This window comes from Thermopirellula anaerolimosa (assembly GCF_054657335.1).
The window spans coordinates 631,987-649,558 of sequence record NZ_BAAHYX010000004.1 but is presented as its reverse complement, the minus strand read 5'-3'; the positions used below and the strand labels follow the sequence as shown (position 1 = coordinate 649,558).

General features: G+C 61.3%; 15 protein-coding genes. 5 read left to right on the top strand and 10 right to left on the bottom strand.

Going from position 1 to position 17,572, the window contains the following annotated elements; genetic code table 11:
• Positions 1-65: 65 nt before the first annotated feature.
• Complete coding sequence (locus ACYQ6J_RS03105) at positions 66-1,151, top strand: tRNA dihydrouridine synthase (RefSeq protein WP_460182734.1); 1,086 nt, start codon at positions 66-68, stop codon at positions 1,149-1,151.
• A gap of 145 nt (positions 1,152-1,296) precedes the next feature.
• Here the strand turns inward: ACYQ6J_RS03105 and queG are convergent, their stop codons facing one another.
• Complete coding sequence (gene queG, locus ACYQ6J_RS03100) at positions 1,297-2,349, bottom strand: tRNA epoxyqueuosine(34) reductase QueG (protein WP_460182733.1); 1,053 nt, start codon at positions 2,347-2,349, stop codon at positions 1,297-1,299.
• A gap of 457 nt (positions 2,350-2,806) precedes the next feature.
• Between queG and ACYQ6J_RS03095 the strand changes: the two genes are divergently transcribed.
• The 4 genes from ACYQ6J_RS03095 to ACYQ6J_RS03080 all read left to right on the top strand — a co-directional run bounded on the left by ACYQ6J_RS03095 (position 2,807) and on the right by ACYQ6J_RS03080 (position 7,609).
• A complete protein-coding gene (locus tag ACYQ6J_RS03095; protein WP_460182732.1) occupies positions 2,807-4,120 on the top strand; it encodes a Gfo/Idh/MocA family protein in 1,314 nt (437 codons plus the stop codon).
• Positions 4,121-4,247: 127 nt separating this feature from the next.
• Positions 4,248-5,201, top strand: coding sequence for a sugar phosphate isomerase/epimerase family protein (locus tag ACYQ6J_RS03090; RefSeq protein WP_460182731.1), 954 nt, complete (start codon positions 4,248-4,250; stop codon positions 5,199-5,201).
• An 81-nt stretch (positions 5,202-5,282) separates the two neighbouring features.
• Entirely contained in the window at positions 5,283-5,855 is a 573-nt protein-coding gene (locus ACYQ6J_RS03085) for a DJ-1/PfpI family protein (RefSeq protein ID WP_460182730.1), read from the top strand.
• A gap of 59 nt (positions 5,856-5,914) precedes the next feature.
• On the top strand, positions 5,915-7,609 hold the full coding sequence (locus ACYQ6J_RS03080) for a sulfatase family protein (protein ID WP_460182729.1): 1,695 nt from the start codon (positions 5,915-5,917) through the stop codon (positions 7,607-7,609).
• 52 nt (positions 7,610-7,661) lie between these two features.
• Here the strand turns inward: ACYQ6J_RS03080 and ACYQ6J_RS03075 are convergent, their stop codons facing one another.
• The 9 genes from ACYQ6J_RS03075 to ACYQ6J_RS03035 all read right to left on the bottom strand — a co-directional run bounded on the left by ACYQ6J_RS03075 (position 7,662) and on the right by ACYQ6J_RS03035 (position 17,212).
• The gene (locus tag ACYQ6J_RS03075; protein WP_460182728.1) at positions 7,662-8,285 is read right to left on the bottom strand and encodes a hypothetical protein; all 624 of its coding nucleotides are present in this window, start codon (positions 8,283-8,285) and stop codon (positions 7,662-7,664) included.
• Between the two features lie 136 nt (positions 8,286-8,421).
• Positions 8,422-8,775: a YlmC/YmxH family sporulation protein gene (locus tag ACYQ6J_RS03070; protein ID WP_460182727.1), complete on the bottom strand. Its 354-nt coding sequence runs from the start codon at positions 8,773-8,775 to the stop codon at positions 8,422-8,424.
• 142 nt (positions 8,776-8,917) lie between these two features.
• On the bottom strand, positions 8,918-10,315 hold the full coding sequence (locus ACYQ6J_RS03065) for a HEAT repeat domain-containing protein (RefSeq protein ID WP_460182726.1): 1,398 nt from the start codon (positions 10,313-10,315) through the stop codon (positions 8,918-8,920).
• Positions 10,316-10,456: 141 nt separating this feature from the next.
• On the bottom strand, positions 10,457-11,158 hold the full coding sequence (locus tag ACYQ6J_RS03060; RefSeq protein ID WP_460182725.1) for a HEAT repeat domain-containing protein: 702 nt from the start codon (positions 11,156-11,158) through the stop codon (positions 10,457-10,459).
• A 106-nt stretch (positions 11,159-11,264) separates the two neighbouring features.
• A complete protein-coding gene (locus tag ACYQ6J_RS03055) occupies positions 11,265-12,485 on the bottom strand; it encodes a Gfo/Idh/MocA family protein (protein WP_460182724.1) in 1,221 nt (406 codons plus the stop codon).
• 213 nt (positions 12,486-12,698) lie between these two features.
• Positions 12,699-13,559, bottom strand: coding sequence for a segregation and condensation protein A (locus ACYQ6J_RS03050; RefSeq protein ID WP_460182723.1), 861 nt, complete (start codon positions 13,557-13,559; stop codon positions 12,699-12,701).
• 72 nt (positions 13,560-13,631) lie between these two features.
• Positions 13,632-14,735, bottom strand: coding sequence for a mannose-1-phosphate guanylyltransferase (locus ACYQ6J_RS03045; protein WP_460182722.1), 1,104 nt, complete (start codon positions 14,733-14,735; stop codon positions 13,632-13,634).
• A gap of 109 nt (positions 14,736-14,844) precedes the next feature.
• Complete coding sequence (locus ACYQ6J_RS03040; RefSeq protein WP_460182721.1) at positions 14,845-16,302, bottom strand: UTP--glucose-1-phosphate uridylyltransferase; 1,458 nt, start codon at positions 16,300-16,302, stop codon at positions 14,845-14,847.
• Positions 16,303-16,360: 58 nt separating this feature from the next.
• Positions 16,361-17,212, bottom strand: coding sequence for an MBL fold metallo-hydrolase (locus ACYQ6J_RS03035; protein ID WP_460182720.1), 852 nt, complete (start codon positions 17,210-17,212; stop codon positions 16,361-16,363).
• Between the last annotated feature and the right edge of the window lie 360 nt (positions 17,213-17,572).

The following is a 17,572-nucleotide window of genomic DNA, read 5'->3' as shown; positions in this document are numbered from 1 at the left end:
GGTTCGCTGTGCCTGCCGAATTCGCGTGCAAGCCTTTCAAAGCCCTGTGATTTGAGATCGAGACCGTGTTGCAGCGGCCCTTGAGAATCGGTAACGTCGCCATCGATTTCCCCGCCGGACTGGGAGCCTTGGCGGGTTACAGCGATTGGCCGTTCCGCGTACTCTGTCGGCGTTTCGGGGCGGGGTTCGCCGTGGCGGAGGTGCTCCTCGATCGGTTCGTCATCTCGGTGACGAAGGGGAGCAAGGCCGGGCGATTTATCCGCGTGGACGACGAAGATCATCCCTGCGGCGCACAACTGATGGGCGACGATCCCGAAGTCTTCGCCCAAGCCGCGAAGACTTTAGCCACCCGCGGGTTTGATTGGATCGATCTCAACTTCGCGTGTCCGGTCCGCAAAGTGTTGGGGAAGTGTCGTGGCGGGTGGTTCCTGGGGCATCCCGCGGAAGCGTTGCGCATCGTGGCGATTGTCCGCGATGCCATTCCGCCGGAAATGCCCTTGACCCTGAAGCTGCGCCGCGGATTGGATCATACGCAGGCCTCCGAAGAGCATTTCCATCGCATTGTCGAGGGAGCGTGGGACCTGGGGGTATCGGCGATCACCGTGCATCCGCGGACCGTGCTTCAGCGATACCAGGGGTCAGCCGATTGGACGTTCTTGGCCCGACTCCGGCGACGCGGGCACGACCGGGTGATCCTCGGCAGCGGCGACCTGCATACTCCGGCGTCGGCCTGCCGCATGGCCGGAGAAACGGGCGTGGACGGCCTGTGGATCGCCCGCGGAGCGGTGGGGTATCCCTGGTTCTTTTCCGAGTTGCAGACGGTGCTCAACGGCCAACCTTTGCCGCCTCCGCCCTCGGTGTTCGAGCAGCGACGCGTCTTGGAAGAGCATTTCTCTTTGGCCGTTGCGGCCTACGGTCCTGATCGAGCGGTCTCGGTGATGCGTAACTTCTTGTTCCAATACGCCAAGATTCACCCCTGCGGCGATGCCCTTCGTCAAGCTCTGGTTTCCATGAAGACACGAAGCGACTGGGACCAGCTTTTGCGGAGTTGGTATCGCGAAGACTTGCCCGGCCTGCGGAAGCCCTTGCCGGCGCCTCAGGGGACTTCGTGTGCGATCGAAGAGGAAAAGGTCGCGGACCTCTCCGTCTGAGAGGGCACCCGGCGGCGAGCTGGAGTCTAACCCGCCGGGCGGCCTTTTCAGCCCGGTGCCCGAGTCGAGCGGAGACGTGATTACAAGGGTGCACCGGGAGTGTGCGGCGAACGAAGGAAGCGATTCATCGCCGCGGATGCTCGGGTCATGTCGCGGGCGCGGCGGTACCTCGAATTTGAGCGGCGGCCCAAGCGGCGGCGGAACGGACCACTTCGTCCGGATCTCGGGTGGACGCCGTCAACTCTGGCAGGGCGCTCGTGTCCCGGCGGTTTGCCAACACGATGGCGGCGTTGCGAAGCAAGCCGCGGCGCTTCGCCCGCCACAGAGATGTGGGCCGAAACAACTCCCGGAACGCTTCTTCGGACAGTCTGAAAAGTTCAATGAGGGCCACACTTCCGGTCGTATTCGTGCCGGACGCTTGCACTGCACGGGGGTCTCCGGCCTTGCGATTCCAGGGGCAGACCTCCTGGCAAATGTCGCAACCGAAGAACCAATCTCCGATGGCCGCACGCACGTGCTCGGACGCCATCCCTTGATATTCGATGTTCCAATAGCTGATGCAGCGTCGCGCATCCAAGACGCGAGGTTGAAGGAGGGCACCGGTGGGACAGGCGTCCAGGCAGGCCGTGCAACGACCGCAATGATCGGCGGCAAACGGGGCGTCGTAGGCCAACTCGACGTCGATGAGCAGCGCCGCCGCCGTAAACCAGCTTCCCAGCTTGGGGTGCAATAACATGGTGTTCTTGCCGATCCATCCCAGTCCGGCCAACTGGGCGAACTCGCGTTCCAACAGCGGCGCAGTGTCGACGACGCCGCGCGTGTTAGCGCCCGGAAACAATCGCTTGGCTTGTTCGGCCAGGGCGCGAAGCAGTCGCCTTGCCCGGCGGTGGTAATCCTCGCCCTGGGCGTAGCGTGCGGTTGCGGCGTCCGTGGGAAGCACGGGTGGGAGAACCGGACTGTAGGGCAGGGCGACCATCAGGACGCTGCGGACGCCGTCCAGCACGTGGCGGGGGTGTTCTCTCGCGGCGGCGTGATGCGACAAATAGGCCATCTCGCCGTGGTAGCCCGCCTCCAACCAGGTAAGGAACTCATGGTAGTGCGGTGGGGTGATTGCCGGCGCTACCCCGACGGCGACGAAGCCCAACTCCATGGCGAAGTTCTTGAGGCTTTGCGTTCGGGAGTAAACTTCCCGCGGCATGTTCAAACTCGAAAAAGCGTAGGTATGGGAATTGGGAAAGCAATCGACTGCGGAATGAAGCTGGAACCGGCGCGATTCATCGGGTGAGCGCCACTCTCTTGATTACGACAGTCGCGGCGGTCTTGAACTTGTACCGATATCACAACTTGGGAAAAGTCGCATCCCGGGAGCGCGATTCTTGGCATGGTTCCGAAACGGTCGGCACGTTGAGCCACGCTGCGGCGTGCCCTTGATTATTTCGTGTAGCGTGTTTCGCGTCGCGGGGACATCGCGAATGGCGTGGGCGTCCTCGCTTCGATCACCTCGATTCGTTGACAGGGATCGTGATACCGGAACATAATATGGCCGCACGTATGACAGACAAGCCCCGCCGGCGACAGCGGAGATCGCGCGGACGCCGGTCGTCAGGCGGACGACACCTTCCTCTACGTTTTTGGATCTTAGGTTGGAACCAATCATGGAACGCTACAAGACGGCCCGACGCGGGTTCTTGGTGAAGGCCGGGGCTTTGGCCGCCGGGTCTTTGGTACCGCCTCGTTTCATCGCGGCAAGCACCTTGGGCATGACCGAGGCCGGTTCGCCGAACGATCGACCGGGGATCGGCGCCGTCGGAATGCGCTATCAAGGCACGGTGATTACCCTGATTGCTCAGAACCACGGTCGGGTTGTCGGCATCGCGGATGTCGATCGCAATGTGCGCGAACAGGCCCGCGCGAGCTTCGGAAGCACCCCGCTCATCTTCGAGGATTACCGGCAACTTTTGGATCGCAAGGATGTGGACGTCATCCTCATCGGCGCTCCCGACCATTGGCACGCCAAAATGACGATCGACGCGTGTCGAGCGGGAAAAGACGTCTATGTCGAAAAGCCGATTACTTTGACGATCGACGAAGGGAAGATCATTCGCCGTGTGGCGGAAGAGACCGGTCGCGTGATCCAAGTCGGCTCCTGGCAACGGAACGATGCCCGTTATCGGTTAGCGGTCGAATTGGTTCGGGCGGGACGATTGGGAAACCTGCGGAAAGTTTCGGTGGGGGTCGGTCCCAATCCGACCGGAGGGCCGTTTCCCGAGCGACCGGTTCCAGGGGCTCTCAACTGGAATTTGTGGCTGGGGCAAGCGCCGGAAGTGCCCTACGTGGAGGAACGCTGTCATTATACGTTCCGTTGGTGGTTCGAATACGCAGGGGGCAAGGTGACGGATTGGGGGGCTCACGACGTGGACATCGCCCAATGGGGAATCAACGAGTTGCCGAGCGAGATTGAGGGGCAAGGCAAGCTCCCCGACGTCCCGAATGGGTACAACGTCCCGGTCGATTTCCGCGGCATTGTTCGCTATCCCAGCGGCGTCGAGCTGTTGGTGGACGAACAGAGTCGGGTGGGCGTCCTTTTCGAGGGCGAGCAGGGGCGGCTATTCGTCAATCGGGGAAGCATCTCGGGAACGCCCGTGGACGCACTGAAGGACGACCCTCTGCCTCGCGATCAATTCCGCCTTTACGACTTCGACAATCTGTCGCGACCGGAGCGGGTCGGAAAACTGGACGCCATCGTCAATCACATGGGCAACTTTTTTGATTGCGTCCGCGAGCGAAAGCGGCCTATCTCCGATTGCGAGAGCCAGCACCGCAGCGCCACGACCTGCCATTTGATCAATCTTGCGATTCGTCTCGGACGGCCTTTGCGGTGGGATGCCCAAGCGGAGGCCTTCGTAGGCGACGACGAAGCCAATAGCATGCTATCCCGCCCGCAACGGAAGGGGTTCGAGGTCGTGTGACCGTCGCGGCGGCGGGGACTAAGATGGAACCGGCACGCATTGTGCCGCAGACGGCGCGATCTTTCGCAGATCAATTCGATGCGGCGGGGTAAAAATCCGAACCTGTGGATGCGGTGAGAGTGATTTTATGCACGACGGGAAAGTGTGGACGAGGCGCGAGTTCACGGCGGCGTCGGTCGCCGGGCTGACGATCGGAAGCTCCGCGTGGAGTTGCGATACGGTGAAAGCGGCGTCGGCGGAGCCTTCCCCTTCCACGCCTTTTCGTCTGAAGTATCTCTTGGCGTCCTGTCTCTACGGGTATACGGACGTGAGGCAGGTTTTGCCGGAGGTCGCCAAGACCGGCGCACGATCCATCGACTTGTGGCCCAAGGTTCACGGCAGTCAACGCGAGCAGTTGGACGTAATCGGAGAGGACGGCTTTCGCGGCCTATTGCAACAACATGACGTAAAACTGGGTTGTCTGACTCGCTACGATCTGGGACCGTTTCGGCTGAAAGAGGAGATGCAGTTGGCCGCACGGATGGGCTGCGCGTTGGTCGTGACGGGTGCCGCGGGGCCGAAGGGATTGTCCGGCGCGGAGTTGAAAGAGGCCGTCGCTCGGTTCGCGGAAGCAATGAGATCCCACCTTGAGGTTGCGGAGGGCTGCGGGGTCACCGTGGCGATCGAGAATCACGGCAATAGCCTGATCGAGTCGCCCGACTCGATGAAATGGTTGGCCGAGATGGCTCCGTCTCCTCATCTGGCGATCGCATTCGCGCCTTATCACCTTCCGCAGGATTCCTCCCTGCTGGCCGAGTTGATACGTGCCCTAAGCGACAAGGTTGCCGTTTTCTACGCTTGGCAGCACGGCAAGGGTTGCATGACCGCCATGCCGCCGGAGGACGAGCTTTTGCAAATGCCGGGCAGAGGACCGCTCGACTTTCGGCCGCTGCTGCACGCCCTCCGGGACGTGAACTACCCGGGTTTTACCTCGATTTTCATGCACCCCTATCCGCGCGGAAGACTGATTCGAGAGTCCGTTGCGGATGTTACGGACGAGGTGAACCGAGCCAAAGAGTACCTGGAGCGATGCCTGACGTAGTGAGATTCCCGCGCCGGTGGGCGTGAGACGGTTCATTCCGACGGTCGAGTCGGGCGTATCGAACATTGGGAGACTCGTTACATGGATCAAGTGCTGATAGTTGTCGGCGATGCGACCGAGACAGTGGATACGCTTTATCCTTATTACCGTCTGATTGAGGCAGGCTTTCGTCCCGTCGTTGCCGCGCCGGAGAAACGACGCTATCAAATGGTCCTCCACGAAGTGAAGCCGGGTTGGACGATCACCAAGGAGTGGGAAGGCTACACGATCGAGGCGGACATCGCCTTTCGAGACGTTCGCCCCGAGGAATACGCGGGCATCTTTTTCTCCGGAGGGCGTGCACCCGAGTATTTAAGGTACGACCCCGACCTGGTCCGCATCACTCGGCACTTCTTCGAGGCGGCGAAGCCGATTGCGTGCGTCTGCCACGGGGTCGAAATCCCGGCCTATGCCGGTTGCGTGAAAGGCCGGCGCATGGCTACCGTTCCCAAATGCCGATTCGATCTGGAGGTGTGCGGCGGTATCTTTGTGGATGAACCGTGCGTGATCGACGGGAACTTGGTGAGCGGGCGGACGTATCACGATCATGGTTATTACATCGGGCCGTGGATCAAAATGTTGGAGTCCCGGCGGGCAAAAGCCGCTGAGGCTTGAAGGCGTATCGGTCAAGAGGTTTCTCGCCGTATTCGCAGTGCGTTGTAGAACAAGGGGACATGCCGCGATTCGATGCGAAGGGAAATCTGCTGGGCTTGGAACTGGAGAATCAGGTGATGACTTCCACCGCGGGTAATCGTACTTCGGCCCGTTTTCTGATGTACTTACGTGTGTCGGGAATGCTGGGCCGACCGGGCTGGAACGGCGTCAATTGCGATGCCGCCGTAGGCTGCGCCACGACGCTCTCGCGGGTGCTTTTCGCACCGGTTGCGGTGCTGCTCTTGTGGGCCGGCGCGGTTGCGCGATCGGAAGTCGCGAATGCCTCGGATGCCGCCGCGGACCGACCGCCCAATATTGTGGTCATTTTGGCCGACGATCTCGGCTATGGCGATCTCTCTTGCCTGAATCCCAAATCGAAGATCGACACTCCGCATATGGACCGGCTTGCCCGTGAGGGCATGACGTTCACCGACGCGCATTCGCCCTCGGCGGTTTGTACGCCGACGCGGTACGGACTGTTGACCGGTCGTTACGCCTGGCGGACGCGTTTGCAATCGGGCGTGCTTCTCGGTTTCGATCGTCCGCTCATCGAATCGGGACGGGAGACCGTGGCGTCGTTTCTCAAACGGCACGGGTATGCCACGGCGGCAGTCGGGAAATGGCATCTCGGTCTGGGGTGGCAGGATGACCAAGGGCGACCGGTGACGGAGCGGGACGGCACGACGAACGATCCGGGCGTGGATTACGGGATGCCCATCACGGAAGGGCCGCTCACGGTGGGCTTCGACTACTTCTTCGGCATCAGTGCCTCGCTCGATATGGCGCCTTATTGCTACATCGAAAATGACCGCGTGGTGCAACCGCCGACGTTGGATACCGAGGGCGAAGCCTTCCCGCGCAATTGGCGCCGCGGCAAACGATCTCCGGACTTTCGGCACGAGGAGGTCTTGCGGAAGTGTACGGAAAAGGCCGAGCAATGGTTGGCGGACCGACGGGGCGAGGATCCCGAGAGGCCGCTTTTCCTTTACTTCGCATTGACGGCCCCGCATACCCCCGTGCTGCCCGAGGAACCGTTCCGAGGAAAAAGCCGGGCGGGGGAGTACGGAGATTTCGTGATCCAGACGGATTGGGCCGTGGGACGCATCTTGGAGACCTTGGACCGGCTACATCTCCGGGAGAACACCCTTGTCATTGTCACCAGCGACAACGGTTCCACGATGACGATTCGGCCGTTCTTTGCCCAGTACGAGCATGACACGAACTATCATTTTCGCGGCCAAAAATCCGATGCCTGGGAAGGAGGGCATCGCGTCCCGTTCCTTGCGAGGTGGCCGGCCCGGATCGAGCCTGGGACGACCTGCGAGGCTACGATTTGCCTGACCGATTTGCTGGGGACGTTCGCGCAGATCGTGGGGGATACGCTGCCCGAGACGTGCGGAGAGGACAGCTTCGGGTTCTTGCCGCTGTTGGCCGGTAAAGCCGACACGGTCAATCGTCCGCCCGTCGTGATGCACTCGATTAACGGCAAATTCGCCGTGCGTCAGGGCGATTGGAAATTCATCGACTGCCGCGGTTCCGGCGGTTGGAGTTTGCCGGAGAATCGCGTGCCCGACAATGCACCCGCGGGCCAACTTTATAACCTTCGCGAGGACGTTGGCGAAAAAGACAACCTCTTCTTAACCCGGCCCGACACGGTATCTCGGCTACGAACCGTCTTGAATACGATTCGAGAATCCGGTCGCAGCAGGCTGTGAACGGCGGACGCCGCGCGGACTGCCGATGCCGCAAACAGAGGGGCGAGTCGGTTCACTTCTCACTCTGTAGATGAGAGTTGGCGATACGCAGGGGGCGAAGCCCGTCGCTGTTTTCGCTGAGAATGCGTATCGACTGCCCGGCGACCGCCGGCACGCCCTCGGCCTCTTCGAGGGTGTTTGCCGGGGCTTGAGTCGCAAAGGGATTGCGAACCAAGACGGGAGTCGGACGAGGCGGGGTCGCACGCATCTCCCGTGCGGGAAGCGCGGCAGGGCGGCGGTCGAGCGGCCAGGCAAAGCCCGCGGAGGCAAACCAAGGACGTTGGGAGGTGAAAAAGGCGAGGCGTCCCGGCGCCCATAAGCGGGCGGCATCCGAGCGATATACGATCCCTCGGCCCAACACGAGTGTCCGATATCCGTACTGCGTGACGGGATACCTCACGAAGTAGGGCCGCGTATCGTACTCATCGGTAAAGTTCGGCCAAAGGCCGGCGGGATGCCCCGGAACGGCGGGCACACGCAGCAGGTGGATCGAGGGGACGTCCGGGATAGGCCGTAAGGAGCATCTTCCGGCAAAATACTCTCCGCCAAATACCGGTCTGATTCCGTCCTCGCCAAGACCCGTCAGAGAGAACACCGCGGCAAGGAGCAACGGCGTCATCGATCGAAAGCGTACCATCGAACCCGTCCCGCCAAGGGCCTGAGTGAGAATCTAGCGCGAGAAGCCCGTCTCTTCTCCAGGCTAATTGCGGAACTCGGGGAATTCAAATTCACTGACGGGCGCGTTGAATGCGGATGGTAACCGCTTCCAAGTCTCAACCGCCCGCGGCAGCTTGGGAGTCGCCGCCGATGGCGTCGGATTGACCATTCTGATCGGGGGCGGGGGGACTCGATGAAGGGGCTTCGCCGGATGTCGGGGCGTCTGCGGTGGGCGCTTTGGGTACCGGCAAATTCGGGTTTTGCCGCATCATGGCCTCCCGCATCTCATCCTCCTCGGTCCGCGGCGTAACCTTTTCGCCGCTGGGTAGGACGAACGGTTCCCCCATGCCGGGGAGATCGGGGACTGAGAACTCCAGTTCGCCGAGTTCCTCCAGCGGCGGACGGGATTCGCAGCCCGAAAGGAACACCGCGAACAGCAGCGCGGCCGCGGACAAAGAAGCTTTCAGCACGAGTCGGCCCGCCAAAAAAGAATGAGTCGCAATCAAACCAGTGGCGTTTCGGTCCATGGGATACACCTTTCAACGGCCCGGACGTAAGACGTTTTGGGCAGATACGCCCGATGCCGCCCCGCGGTTCGTTCCGGCCCGCAAATCACGGTGACGCCTTGGGTCGCACCCAGGTTTGGCCCTTCTTGTAACGATTGGCACGATCCACGACGACGGGATCTTTGCTGATGCGAATGACGGCGTCCAGTGCTTTGTCGAAATCGGACTTGTTCGCCTCGCGAAGTTCCCTGTGGTGAGCCAATTCCACGATGGAACCGCACGCTTCCTGTGCATAGGCGGGCTGATCCAAGAATGTGACGAGATATCTAAGTGTCGCCACATCCCGAATGGCCTGGGCCCGTTGCAGGATGAGAAGTCGCTCCTCGTCGCGCGTGCATAGCTTCATGGCCGTTTTGAGGAGTTCGAGCTTTCCGACGTTGTCGCGGTCGGCGGCCAAAGGGGCGACCCGAATCAAGGCGCGGAGGCATGTCGTGCGATGGGCGGCGTGAGGATCTCGCTCGGCCAAGTCGATGAGACGGTCGGCGACGGATCCGTCGGGCCAATTGGCGATGGCGCGAATGCCCGCTTCGTGCCACGCCGAGTCTTGCGATCGTAGGGCGGCTTCGATTTTCGCAAGCGCTGTTTTCCCGCCGACTCGGCCGAGAGTAGGGAGCAAGACCCGTTGGTCGGACTCGCTGAATCCGTCCACGGCCTGGGACAGGGCGGCGTCTCGCGACGGTTCGGGAATGCGAGCGCAGAGGAACATGACGGCCTTCTCAGCGGTTTCCCGATCGCGGCCCGTCAAACCGAGGACGATCCGCAGCATGGAGGGCAGATGTTCCGGGCCTGCCAATTCACCCAAGGCGGAGAGTGCGGCGGTGCGTCGCACGGCATCCTGCCCCGCCGCCAAAGTCAGCAGGCGAGGCACGGCATTCGAGGCGCGTCGCTCGACCAAGAGGCTGATCAAATCGGGAATTTGGCCCGCAGCGGCGGTATCGACCGCGCTTAGAATCATATTTCCGACTTGATCGCCGGGGAGCCTGGTCAAAGCGAAGCCGGCGGCGGTGCGCTCGGCTTCGGATTCCGATCGGAGAGAAGGCAGAATGACTGAAGCGTCGTCGGCTTCGCCCAGAAAGGCCAACGCACGGATCGCCGCGGCGCGAACGTCTGGGGTCTTGTCAGACGCGAGCAGCGAAAGAATCGCCGGTCGGGCGGCTTTGTCGCCCCGATTCGCCAGAGCACCCAGTAAACCGATTTGAGCCTCGGGAGCCAGTCGCGGGAGTTCTTCGGCGAATCGCCGCGTGAACGCCTCCCCCTTCAACTCGCTGCGGACTTGCTCCAGCGCGAGTCCGCGGATTTCGCGATCGGAATCCCGCAAGAACTCGATTACCATCTGCACGGCCTCGGACTCGGCACCGCCGGCCTCTTCGGCCATGCAAGCACGCGGCAAGACCGCAAGCGTTAAACATGGTAATAAAAGCCAAGCGTAGAACAATCGCGACATCAGGGGAGGCTCCCGGTAGGAAACGACCACAAGGGGGAAGACGGATACGGCCTATTCCGCGGCGACGAAGAAAGGCGAGAATCGGCGTAGCGGTCGGTCGCACCCGTCTTCCACGGGTTAAGAAACAACTCCACGGGGAGATTACTGGGACTTGCCGGCGGCGGCCAGCATTCCCCGGGTGGCGGCCAACCGGACCTGTTTCGGCTGATCTTCGCCCGTCAGTTTCCTATACAGTGCGATCGCCTGGACCTTTTCGCCCTTGGCCAGGAGGGCTTCGGCACAGGCGAGCACGGCATCGGCGACCGCCGATCGCGCACTCTCAGCCACGGTGGCCGAGGTCAAGGCCTTGGCCGCTTCGGGAGTGCGGATATCACCCAAGGCGAAGGCCGCCGCGCGGGCGACGTCTGCATCGGAATCGCTCAGCAGCGCAGCCAGGACCGGCACCGACGCCGTGTCTTGACGCACGCCAAGCGAACCGATGACGCCGATCTTGAGCTTGCCGCTCAAATTCGGTAGGGCTTCCCGCATGGCTTGCGCGGCTTCGGGTGCCTGGATGCGCTCCAGTGCGTATCGGGCCATGTGCGAGTTCTCGGCGTCTCCCAGGAATCCGGCCAAAACCGGGATGCTCGCGACGGTGCCGATGATCGTCAATTTGCGGCAGATGAAATCCTTGGCCGCGCGGGAAACCCCGCCTTGGAGAAGGTCCAATAGTTTCGTCTCCAATTCCCCGCGCGCCGCCGCGTCCCCGTGGGAAGCGGCGATCGCGTCGTCGATGGGCTTCAGCACCTTGGGGTCGGAACCCCAATCAAAAGTCTTCAAGGCTTCAAAGGCGTCTTCCAACATGGCTTATCCTCGCTAGGGAAAATTGTGATTCGAGAGACGTTGTTGCGGACGAAGTCGCCGCCGTGCGAAAAAAGCGAAGCCGTCCCTTTCTCGGTACGACGAAAGCCTACAGGACCCACGGTTCGCGGCGGGCGCGGTCTCGCAATCGATCGGCTTCGGGATCGTTCACGAATTGCTGGGCCGCGGCGTCCCACTTCAGCGACCGCTTGAGCGTGTAGGCGATGATTCCCAAGTGGCAGACGGCCATGGTGTTGATGGCCAATTCGATGTCGCGGAACGGTTTTTCGCGAGTCTTCACACACTCGATGAAATCGCCGTAAATGCCGCCGGAACCTTTGTATCCGGGGACGGGCTTGGGATCGCGGCGTTCACCCGGCGTGCCCTCCACCTGGAGGTTGCCCGTATCGGGGCGATTGTGATAAAGCACGATCCCGTTGGGGTAGCGATACTCCAGGAATTCGCGGCCATTCTCGTTGTGGTAGATGACCTCTTGGGGTTGCAATTCCCGTACGTCCACGGCAAAGGTGGCGCCGCCGAAATGGTGGGCGCCCCAGTCCGTCATTCCTCCGCCCGAGTAGTCGATGTAGGATCGCCAACTTCCCCCACCGGTGCCGAAGTTCCCGTCGCAACGAGCCTTGTTGTACGGGGCCCAAGGTGCCGGGCCGAGCCACATTTCCCAGTCGATGTCGTCGGGAACGGGTTCGGCGGGCAAATAGCAAGGCTGCGATAAGGGGCCGACGTTGACATTGATCCACTTGATCGTTCCAAGCTCGCCGCCCCAGCACTTGTTTACGACGTCGCGGTAGTCCTCCAGCACGCGCTGGCTGCCGCCGGAGACGACGCGGGCGTAGCGCCGGGCGGCCTCGACCATCAAGGGGCCTTCGCGAAGCGTCCGCGTCTCGGGCTTCTGGCAATAAACGTCCTTGCCGCTGCGGCACGCTTCGATGACGATAATGGCGTGCCAGTGGTCCGGCGTGGCTACGTGGACCGCGTCGATGTCGGTTCGCGCCAGGACTTCGCGAAAATCGTTGTAGGCCTTGCAGTCGCCGTTCTGATAGTGCTTGTCAACATTGGCTTTGGCCTGTTCGCGAAAGCTCTTGCGGACGTCGCACACGGCCACGTATTGGACATCCGGGCGACCGAGAAAGGCTCCCAAATCTCCCCGGCCCATGTTGCCGATACCGATACCGCCCATCACGATCCGTTCGCTGGCGGGCGGCGTCTCGCCGTCGCCGAGGGCCTTTGTCGTGATGATATAGGGCAAAGCAACGGCGGCGCTTGAAGTTTTCAAGAAGCTCCGCCGACTGGTCCTGTTGGCAGCACTCATGGATCTCTCCTTTTCGGAATGCATAATGCCGGGGGCGTCTCCCACTGAGACGAAGCCGAACCGGGCAGGAAGGACAGCACTCATTTAAGCCCCCACCGCGGCGAAAGTCCATAAGGGCACGCGCGCCGTCGCAATTTCGTTCGGAATGCGTCGACCTGTGCGAGAGTCGTGGAAATCGCGGCGAATGTTCACGCTGGGTTCGACGGTCGACGCTCAAGCAGGCGAGGAGTCGTCGTCGGCCTTCTCCGGGCCGCGGGAATCCTCGTCGTCGGTATCCGGCGGCACGGCGGCGTCCGAATCCCCGTGTTGCGATCCCGTACTGTAGTCCGAAACATCCTGCCACGAGGTGTCGGCGGACGCATTTTCCCGAAGGTGCAAGTGAATCTCTCCGAACAGTTGCGCCTGTTCGAGTCGGACCTGACCGTGCCGCACCAGTTCCAAACAAGCCAGAAAAATGCCGATCAGCGTGGACTTGTGCATCCCTTTTTCGAAGAGGCGGCTGAACGCGATATGCCGCTCCTTTTGCAGACGGCGATAGATGCGCTCCATGAAGACGCGAATCGGCGTATCATCGTACACAATGGCCGGCGTGGCCGTTCGGTCCAACTCTTTGACGATGCGAACGAATGCGTTGACCAGGTCCCATAGTTGGACGTCTTGCAGCGGTTCCTCGGCGGGGTTTCGCTCTACGCTGCCCAGGTCATCGGAGAGTCGGCGAAAGGTTTGTTGCCAGGCGCGTGCCTTTTCCTCCAGCTCATACGCGGCATCGCGATATTTTTTGTATTCCAAAAGCCGGCGAACAAGCTCGTCGCGGGCGGGTTCCTCGACCTCGATCGCCGATTCTTGGTGCGGCAGCACTTCGTGGGATTTGATCTCGGCCAACCAACCGGCCATGGCGAGGAATTCGGCCGCGGTGTCCACATCCAAAGGCACCCCGGAATCGAGGTATTCTAAGAATTGCTCGGCGATGCGGCCCACCGAGATCTCGGTGATTTCCAGCTCATTCTTACGGACGAGATAGAGCAGGAGGTCCAGAGGCCCGCGGAAGACATCGAGTTGTACGCGAAAATCCATGCTTCGCCATCCGTGGAGGGAGACACCGCGAAGAGAGGGTGTCCGATCGCCACACGACTTCAGAATAGGGGGCTAGCAGAATTCCTTCCAGCCCAGTTCCTCCAGCTTCGCTAAGACTCGGCGGATTTCCTCTTCACGACGTTTGTCCGCAACCAACGTGGCATCGGGCGTGGCGACGATCACCAAGTCGTGCGCTCCCAACACCGCTATCAGATGGTGCGGATCACGGCAGCGGACGATGTTCCCGGTGGCCTCGATCAGCAGCGCTTTGTCGGCGGCGATGGTGTTGTTCCCGGAATCTTGACGATAGAGGCGTTCCACGGACCGCCATCCGCCCACGTCGTCCCACAGGAAATCCGCCTCGATCATGACGACGTTGTCCGCCTTCTCCATGACGGCGTAGTCGATGGAGATTTTTTCCACGGCTTCGAACTCGCGGTCCAGGATTTCGGCGAACTTTACCGAATCGACCGCGGCGGCGATGGTTTGCAAACGCTCATGAACGGCGGGACGATAGCGTTGGAGTGCCTGCAAGATGGTATCCGCACGCCAAACGAAGATTCCGGCGTTCCAAAGGAATCGTCCGGACTCGACGTATTCGCGGGCCGTTTCGGAAGCGGGCTTTTCGCGGAAGCCCGCCACGGTAAAGACTCGCGACGGCATTTCCGACTCGGCCAAGGCCGGTGAGGGCACTGCCTCGCCTCGCTGCAAATACCCGAAAGACGGCGACGGATAGGTGGGCGGCACGCCAAACGTGATGAGTCGGGTCGGGTCCTCGCTCACCAGGGCATGGGCCGTCCGCAGCGCCGCGCGAAAGCGATCCGGAGGTTCGATGATGTGATCGGCGGGCATGACGACCATGACGGCATCGGGGTCCCGTCGCAACAGATGGATCGCCGCCAGGCCGATACACGGCGCCGTATTCCGCGGATAGGGTTCGCACAGGAAGGCGTCGCGAGGCAGGACGGACAACGATTCGTGCAGCAGGCCGGCCAAATCCCGAGTCGTGGATATCAGGATTCGATCCAGAGGTACGAGGTCGCCCAGGCGGTCGACCGCGTTTTGAATCAGCGTGCGGTTTCCGCGCAGGGTCAGCAATTGTTTGGGTGCGGCCGCGCGACTCTCCGGCCAAAGTCTTGTTCCCGTTCCTCCGGCCAAGATCACGGCGTGCAACATGATGGCGTATTCCCGTTTGACACAAGTTGAGATGCGAGGGCTTCGTTGCGCTTGAGCCGATCCAATGACGCTGACTTCCGCTCCCTTCGAGCTTCGGCGGTGACGAAGACTAATCCATGCCTTGCCTTTCGTCGGCGACGTTCACCGTTACCGGCCCATCCGGGCCGAAATAGACGGGTTCACTAATCCGGGTGCCGCTCGGCAGTTTCTGCGACAGTTCCCACGAATCCATGGCGAAAAGAGGGCTGATTTCGACCACCGGATCGCCGACGATTTCGCAACCGGCTTCGCTGAGCAGTCGTCGGCATTTGATCGCCATGCGGTCTCGGACGTATTCCGGGGTATCGCGTTCGGCGCCGGCGGCGTTTTTCAGAGGCGCGAATTGATCGTCTTCGTCCACCTCGATGACGATCGCATTGGCGGCATGCGGGATAAGATCGAAGATGAAACGCTCGAACTTCACTGCATTCGCCGTCTCCGGTTGTACGAGGGATCGAGTGATAGGGTCGTAATGCGTCACTTTCTTGAATGCCACGTGGAAGGGCAGGGCCTCCGCCGAATCGGCGACACGCGAGAGGAAATCCACCTCGATGACGTGCACGCCGATGCTCCCCGCCCAAAGCAGCGGTTTACCGTCCGGACCGGTCTTTGTCGCCAAGTCGTCGGGAAGATCGCTGTATTCGACCACGTGCAATCGGTCGCCCACCTGCACGACATTGCCGACTTTGTCGAACGGCGTCCGCTTGGCGACCACCAACGTGGACATCTCCGATCCGGCCAGGATGTGATGGCCGATGAATTCCGGATCCGCCACATCCAGAAGCGGGTTATCGACTTGAAAGTAGAATAGGTGCCGGATACCTTGCCGCTGAAAGCGTTCCAGGATTCCGTCGCGGTGGATCGCCGCCGCCATCCCCCCGTGACCGTTGGGACTGAGGGCCGGGGCGTCCGGTCCGGCCATCAAAATCCTCCCTGTGTTCGCGTCCACCGACGGCATGGTCCCCTGACAAAAGACGTGCAAATCGTTTCCCAGTCCGAACCGTTCGTGACGTTCGAAATAGTCGATCGTTTCGGCGTGGGTTACGGGACTGGTCATCAGGGCCAGCGGGATGCGACTTCCGTAGCGCTTTCCCCGGGCACGAATCTTCTCGGCGAACACTTGAAACAGCGAATGTCCGGACAGGGGACCGATGGGAAACATCCCCTTGGGGTGCTCGAACCCCAGCCGAGAGCCTTGGCCGCCCGCCACTAGGACGCAGGCCACGCTTCCGCTGCGGAGGGCTTCTTCGCCGCACTCCAAGGCCTCCCTGCGCCGTGAGGCATTCGCCCGATCGCTCAATCTCGGTCCGCGAGGGGATGTGGCGTTTTGCAATAGGGAGGCGATGTCGGGCTTGTTGTCTCGACCCTCATAAAGGCGGCGAATAAGCTCGAAGTCGATGGCTCGCAGCGATGCCGCGAGCGCCTCGCGTCGGTCGGGCGGCAACTCATCCCAGGCAGCCAGAAGGTGCTCTTGGCCGTACTCCCGCAGTCGGCGCTGCCAGTACTCGCGTTGATCCGTTTGTATCATCGTTTCCACTCCGTCCATTCGGGAATAACCCGTCGTCACTCGCTGAAGACCCGTGATACTACGTTTCCACGCTGGGCAGGGTGACCTCATCCGCGCTACTTGGGTGCGGCGAGATCTCGGTTCGGATTCTCAGGCCGTCGTAGGCCGGTTCGACGCCGGGGGGCAGTTGCTCGCTGAACGTGGCGTGGTCCAACCGATGGCAAAGATGCGTCAAGTAACATCGGCGGGGCCGAACGATACGGATGATTGCCAAGGCCTCTTCGACCGACAGGTGCGTGGGATGCGGTTCGTGGCGCAGGCAATCCAGGATCAGAACGTCCAGGTTTCGCAAACGCTTTAGCGTCTCCTCGGGGAACTCTTTCACGTCCGTGCAATACGCGGCGTCACCGAATCGGAACCCCAGCACGTCCCACGGTCCGTGCTTCAGTCGCAGAGGGATCACCCGGGTACCCAAAAGCTCGAAAGGCGCGGTGTCGATGGTGATGAATTCGAGTTGCGGGACCCCACCCGCCGGGGCGTTCTCCTCGAAGGCGTAATCGAAGGCCTTGCGAATTCGGGCTTCCACGTAGGCCTCGCAGTAAACCGGTACCGCGGTCTTGCGTCGCTGGGAAATGATCCGCAAGTCGTCCAGGCCGAAGAGATGATCTGCATGAGCATGGGTGTAGAGCACGGCGCGGAGGTCGGAAAGGCCCTCCCGACAAAGTTGCAAACGCAATTCGGGCGGAGTATCGATCAAGACCGTCCCTTCCGGCAAACCCACCGCCAGCGAACACCGGGTGCGGCGATTTCTGGGGTCGTCGCTGGTGCAGACCGGGCAGCGACAACCGATCAGGGGCACTCCGTGCGACGTGCCGGTTCCCAAAAACGCGATTTCTCCCGAGGATAGCGAGGCTGGCGGTATCTTCGTCACGGTTGATGGATTTGGTCTAGCAGGGCGGAAATTCGGTTCTTGCGGGGCGGAAATACAGTCCTATTTCTCCCGAAGCCGGAAGCCGATAGGTCAGGGATTCTCGACGAACCCTTCCAATATAACCGAATCGACGACGTCGGCCGAAGAGTGCCGGAGGGCATCCTTGCCGAGACCTGAATGATTGGACGTTCGGCGTCTCTGGACGCAAACTGACAACCATCCGCCAATCCCCGGTTACAAGCTTTTTTGGGGCCGCTCAGGCCCGCCAAGGTCACGGCCCAACGTTTGTGTACACTCATGGGTAATACTTAATCCACCCGCAATAGTGGTTAGTGTGCGTGTTCGTGATTGACGACTTCG

Excerpts from the sequence above, each read along its gene's own strand:
- ACYQ6J_RS03080 (WP_460182729.1), top strand. The coding sequence starts at position 5,915 with ATGCCGCGATTCGATGCGAAGGGAAATCTGCTGGGCTTGGAACTGGAG.
- ACYQ6J_RS03050 (WP_460182723.1), bottom strand. The coding sequence starts at position 13,559 with ATGGATTTTCGCGTACAACTCGATGTCTTCCGCGGGCCTCTGGACCTC.
- ACYQ6J_RS03075 (WP_460182728.1), bottom strand. The coding sequence starts at position 8,285 with ATGGTACGCTTTCGATCGATGACGCCGTTGCTCCTTGCCGCGGTGTTC.
- ACYQ6J_RS03090 (WP_460182731.1), top strand. The coding sequence starts at position 4,248 with ATGCACGACGGGAAAGTGTGGACGAGGCGCGAGTTCACGGCGGCGTCG.
- ACYQ6J_RS03060 (WP_460182725.1), bottom strand. The coding sequence starts at position 11,158 with ATGTTGGAAGACGCCTTTGAAGCCTTGAAGACTTTTGATTGGGGTTCC.
- queG (WP_460182733.1), bottom strand. The coding sequence starts at position 2,349 with ATGCCGCGGGAAGTTTACTCCCGAACGCAAAGCCTCAAGAACTTCGCC.
- ACYQ6J_RS03040 (WP_460182721.1), bottom strand. The coding sequence starts at position 16,302 with ATGATACAAACGGATCAACGCGAGTACTGGCAGCGCCGACTGCGGGAG.
- ACYQ6J_RS03095 (WP_460182732.1), top strand. The coding sequence starts at position 2,807 with ATGGAACGCTACAAGACGGCCCGACGCGGGTTCTTGGTGAAGGCCGGG.
- ACYQ6J_RS03045 (WP_460182722.1), bottom strand. The coding sequence starts at position 14,735 with ATGTTGCACGCCGTGATCTTGGCCGGAGGAACGGGAACAAGACTTTGG.
- ACYQ6J_RS03055 (WP_460182724.1), bottom strand. The coding sequence starts at position 12,485 with ATGAGTGCTGCCAACAGGACCAGTCGGCGGAGCTTCTTGAAAACTTCA.
- ACYQ6J_RS03065 (WP_460182726.1), bottom strand. The coding sequence starts at position 10,315 with ATGTCGCGATTGTTCTACGCTTGGCTTTTATTACCATGTTTAACGCTT.
- ACYQ6J_RS03085 (WP_460182730.1), top strand. The coding sequence starts at position 5,283 with ATGGATCAAGTGCTGATAGTTGTCGGCGATGCGACCGAGACAGTGGAT.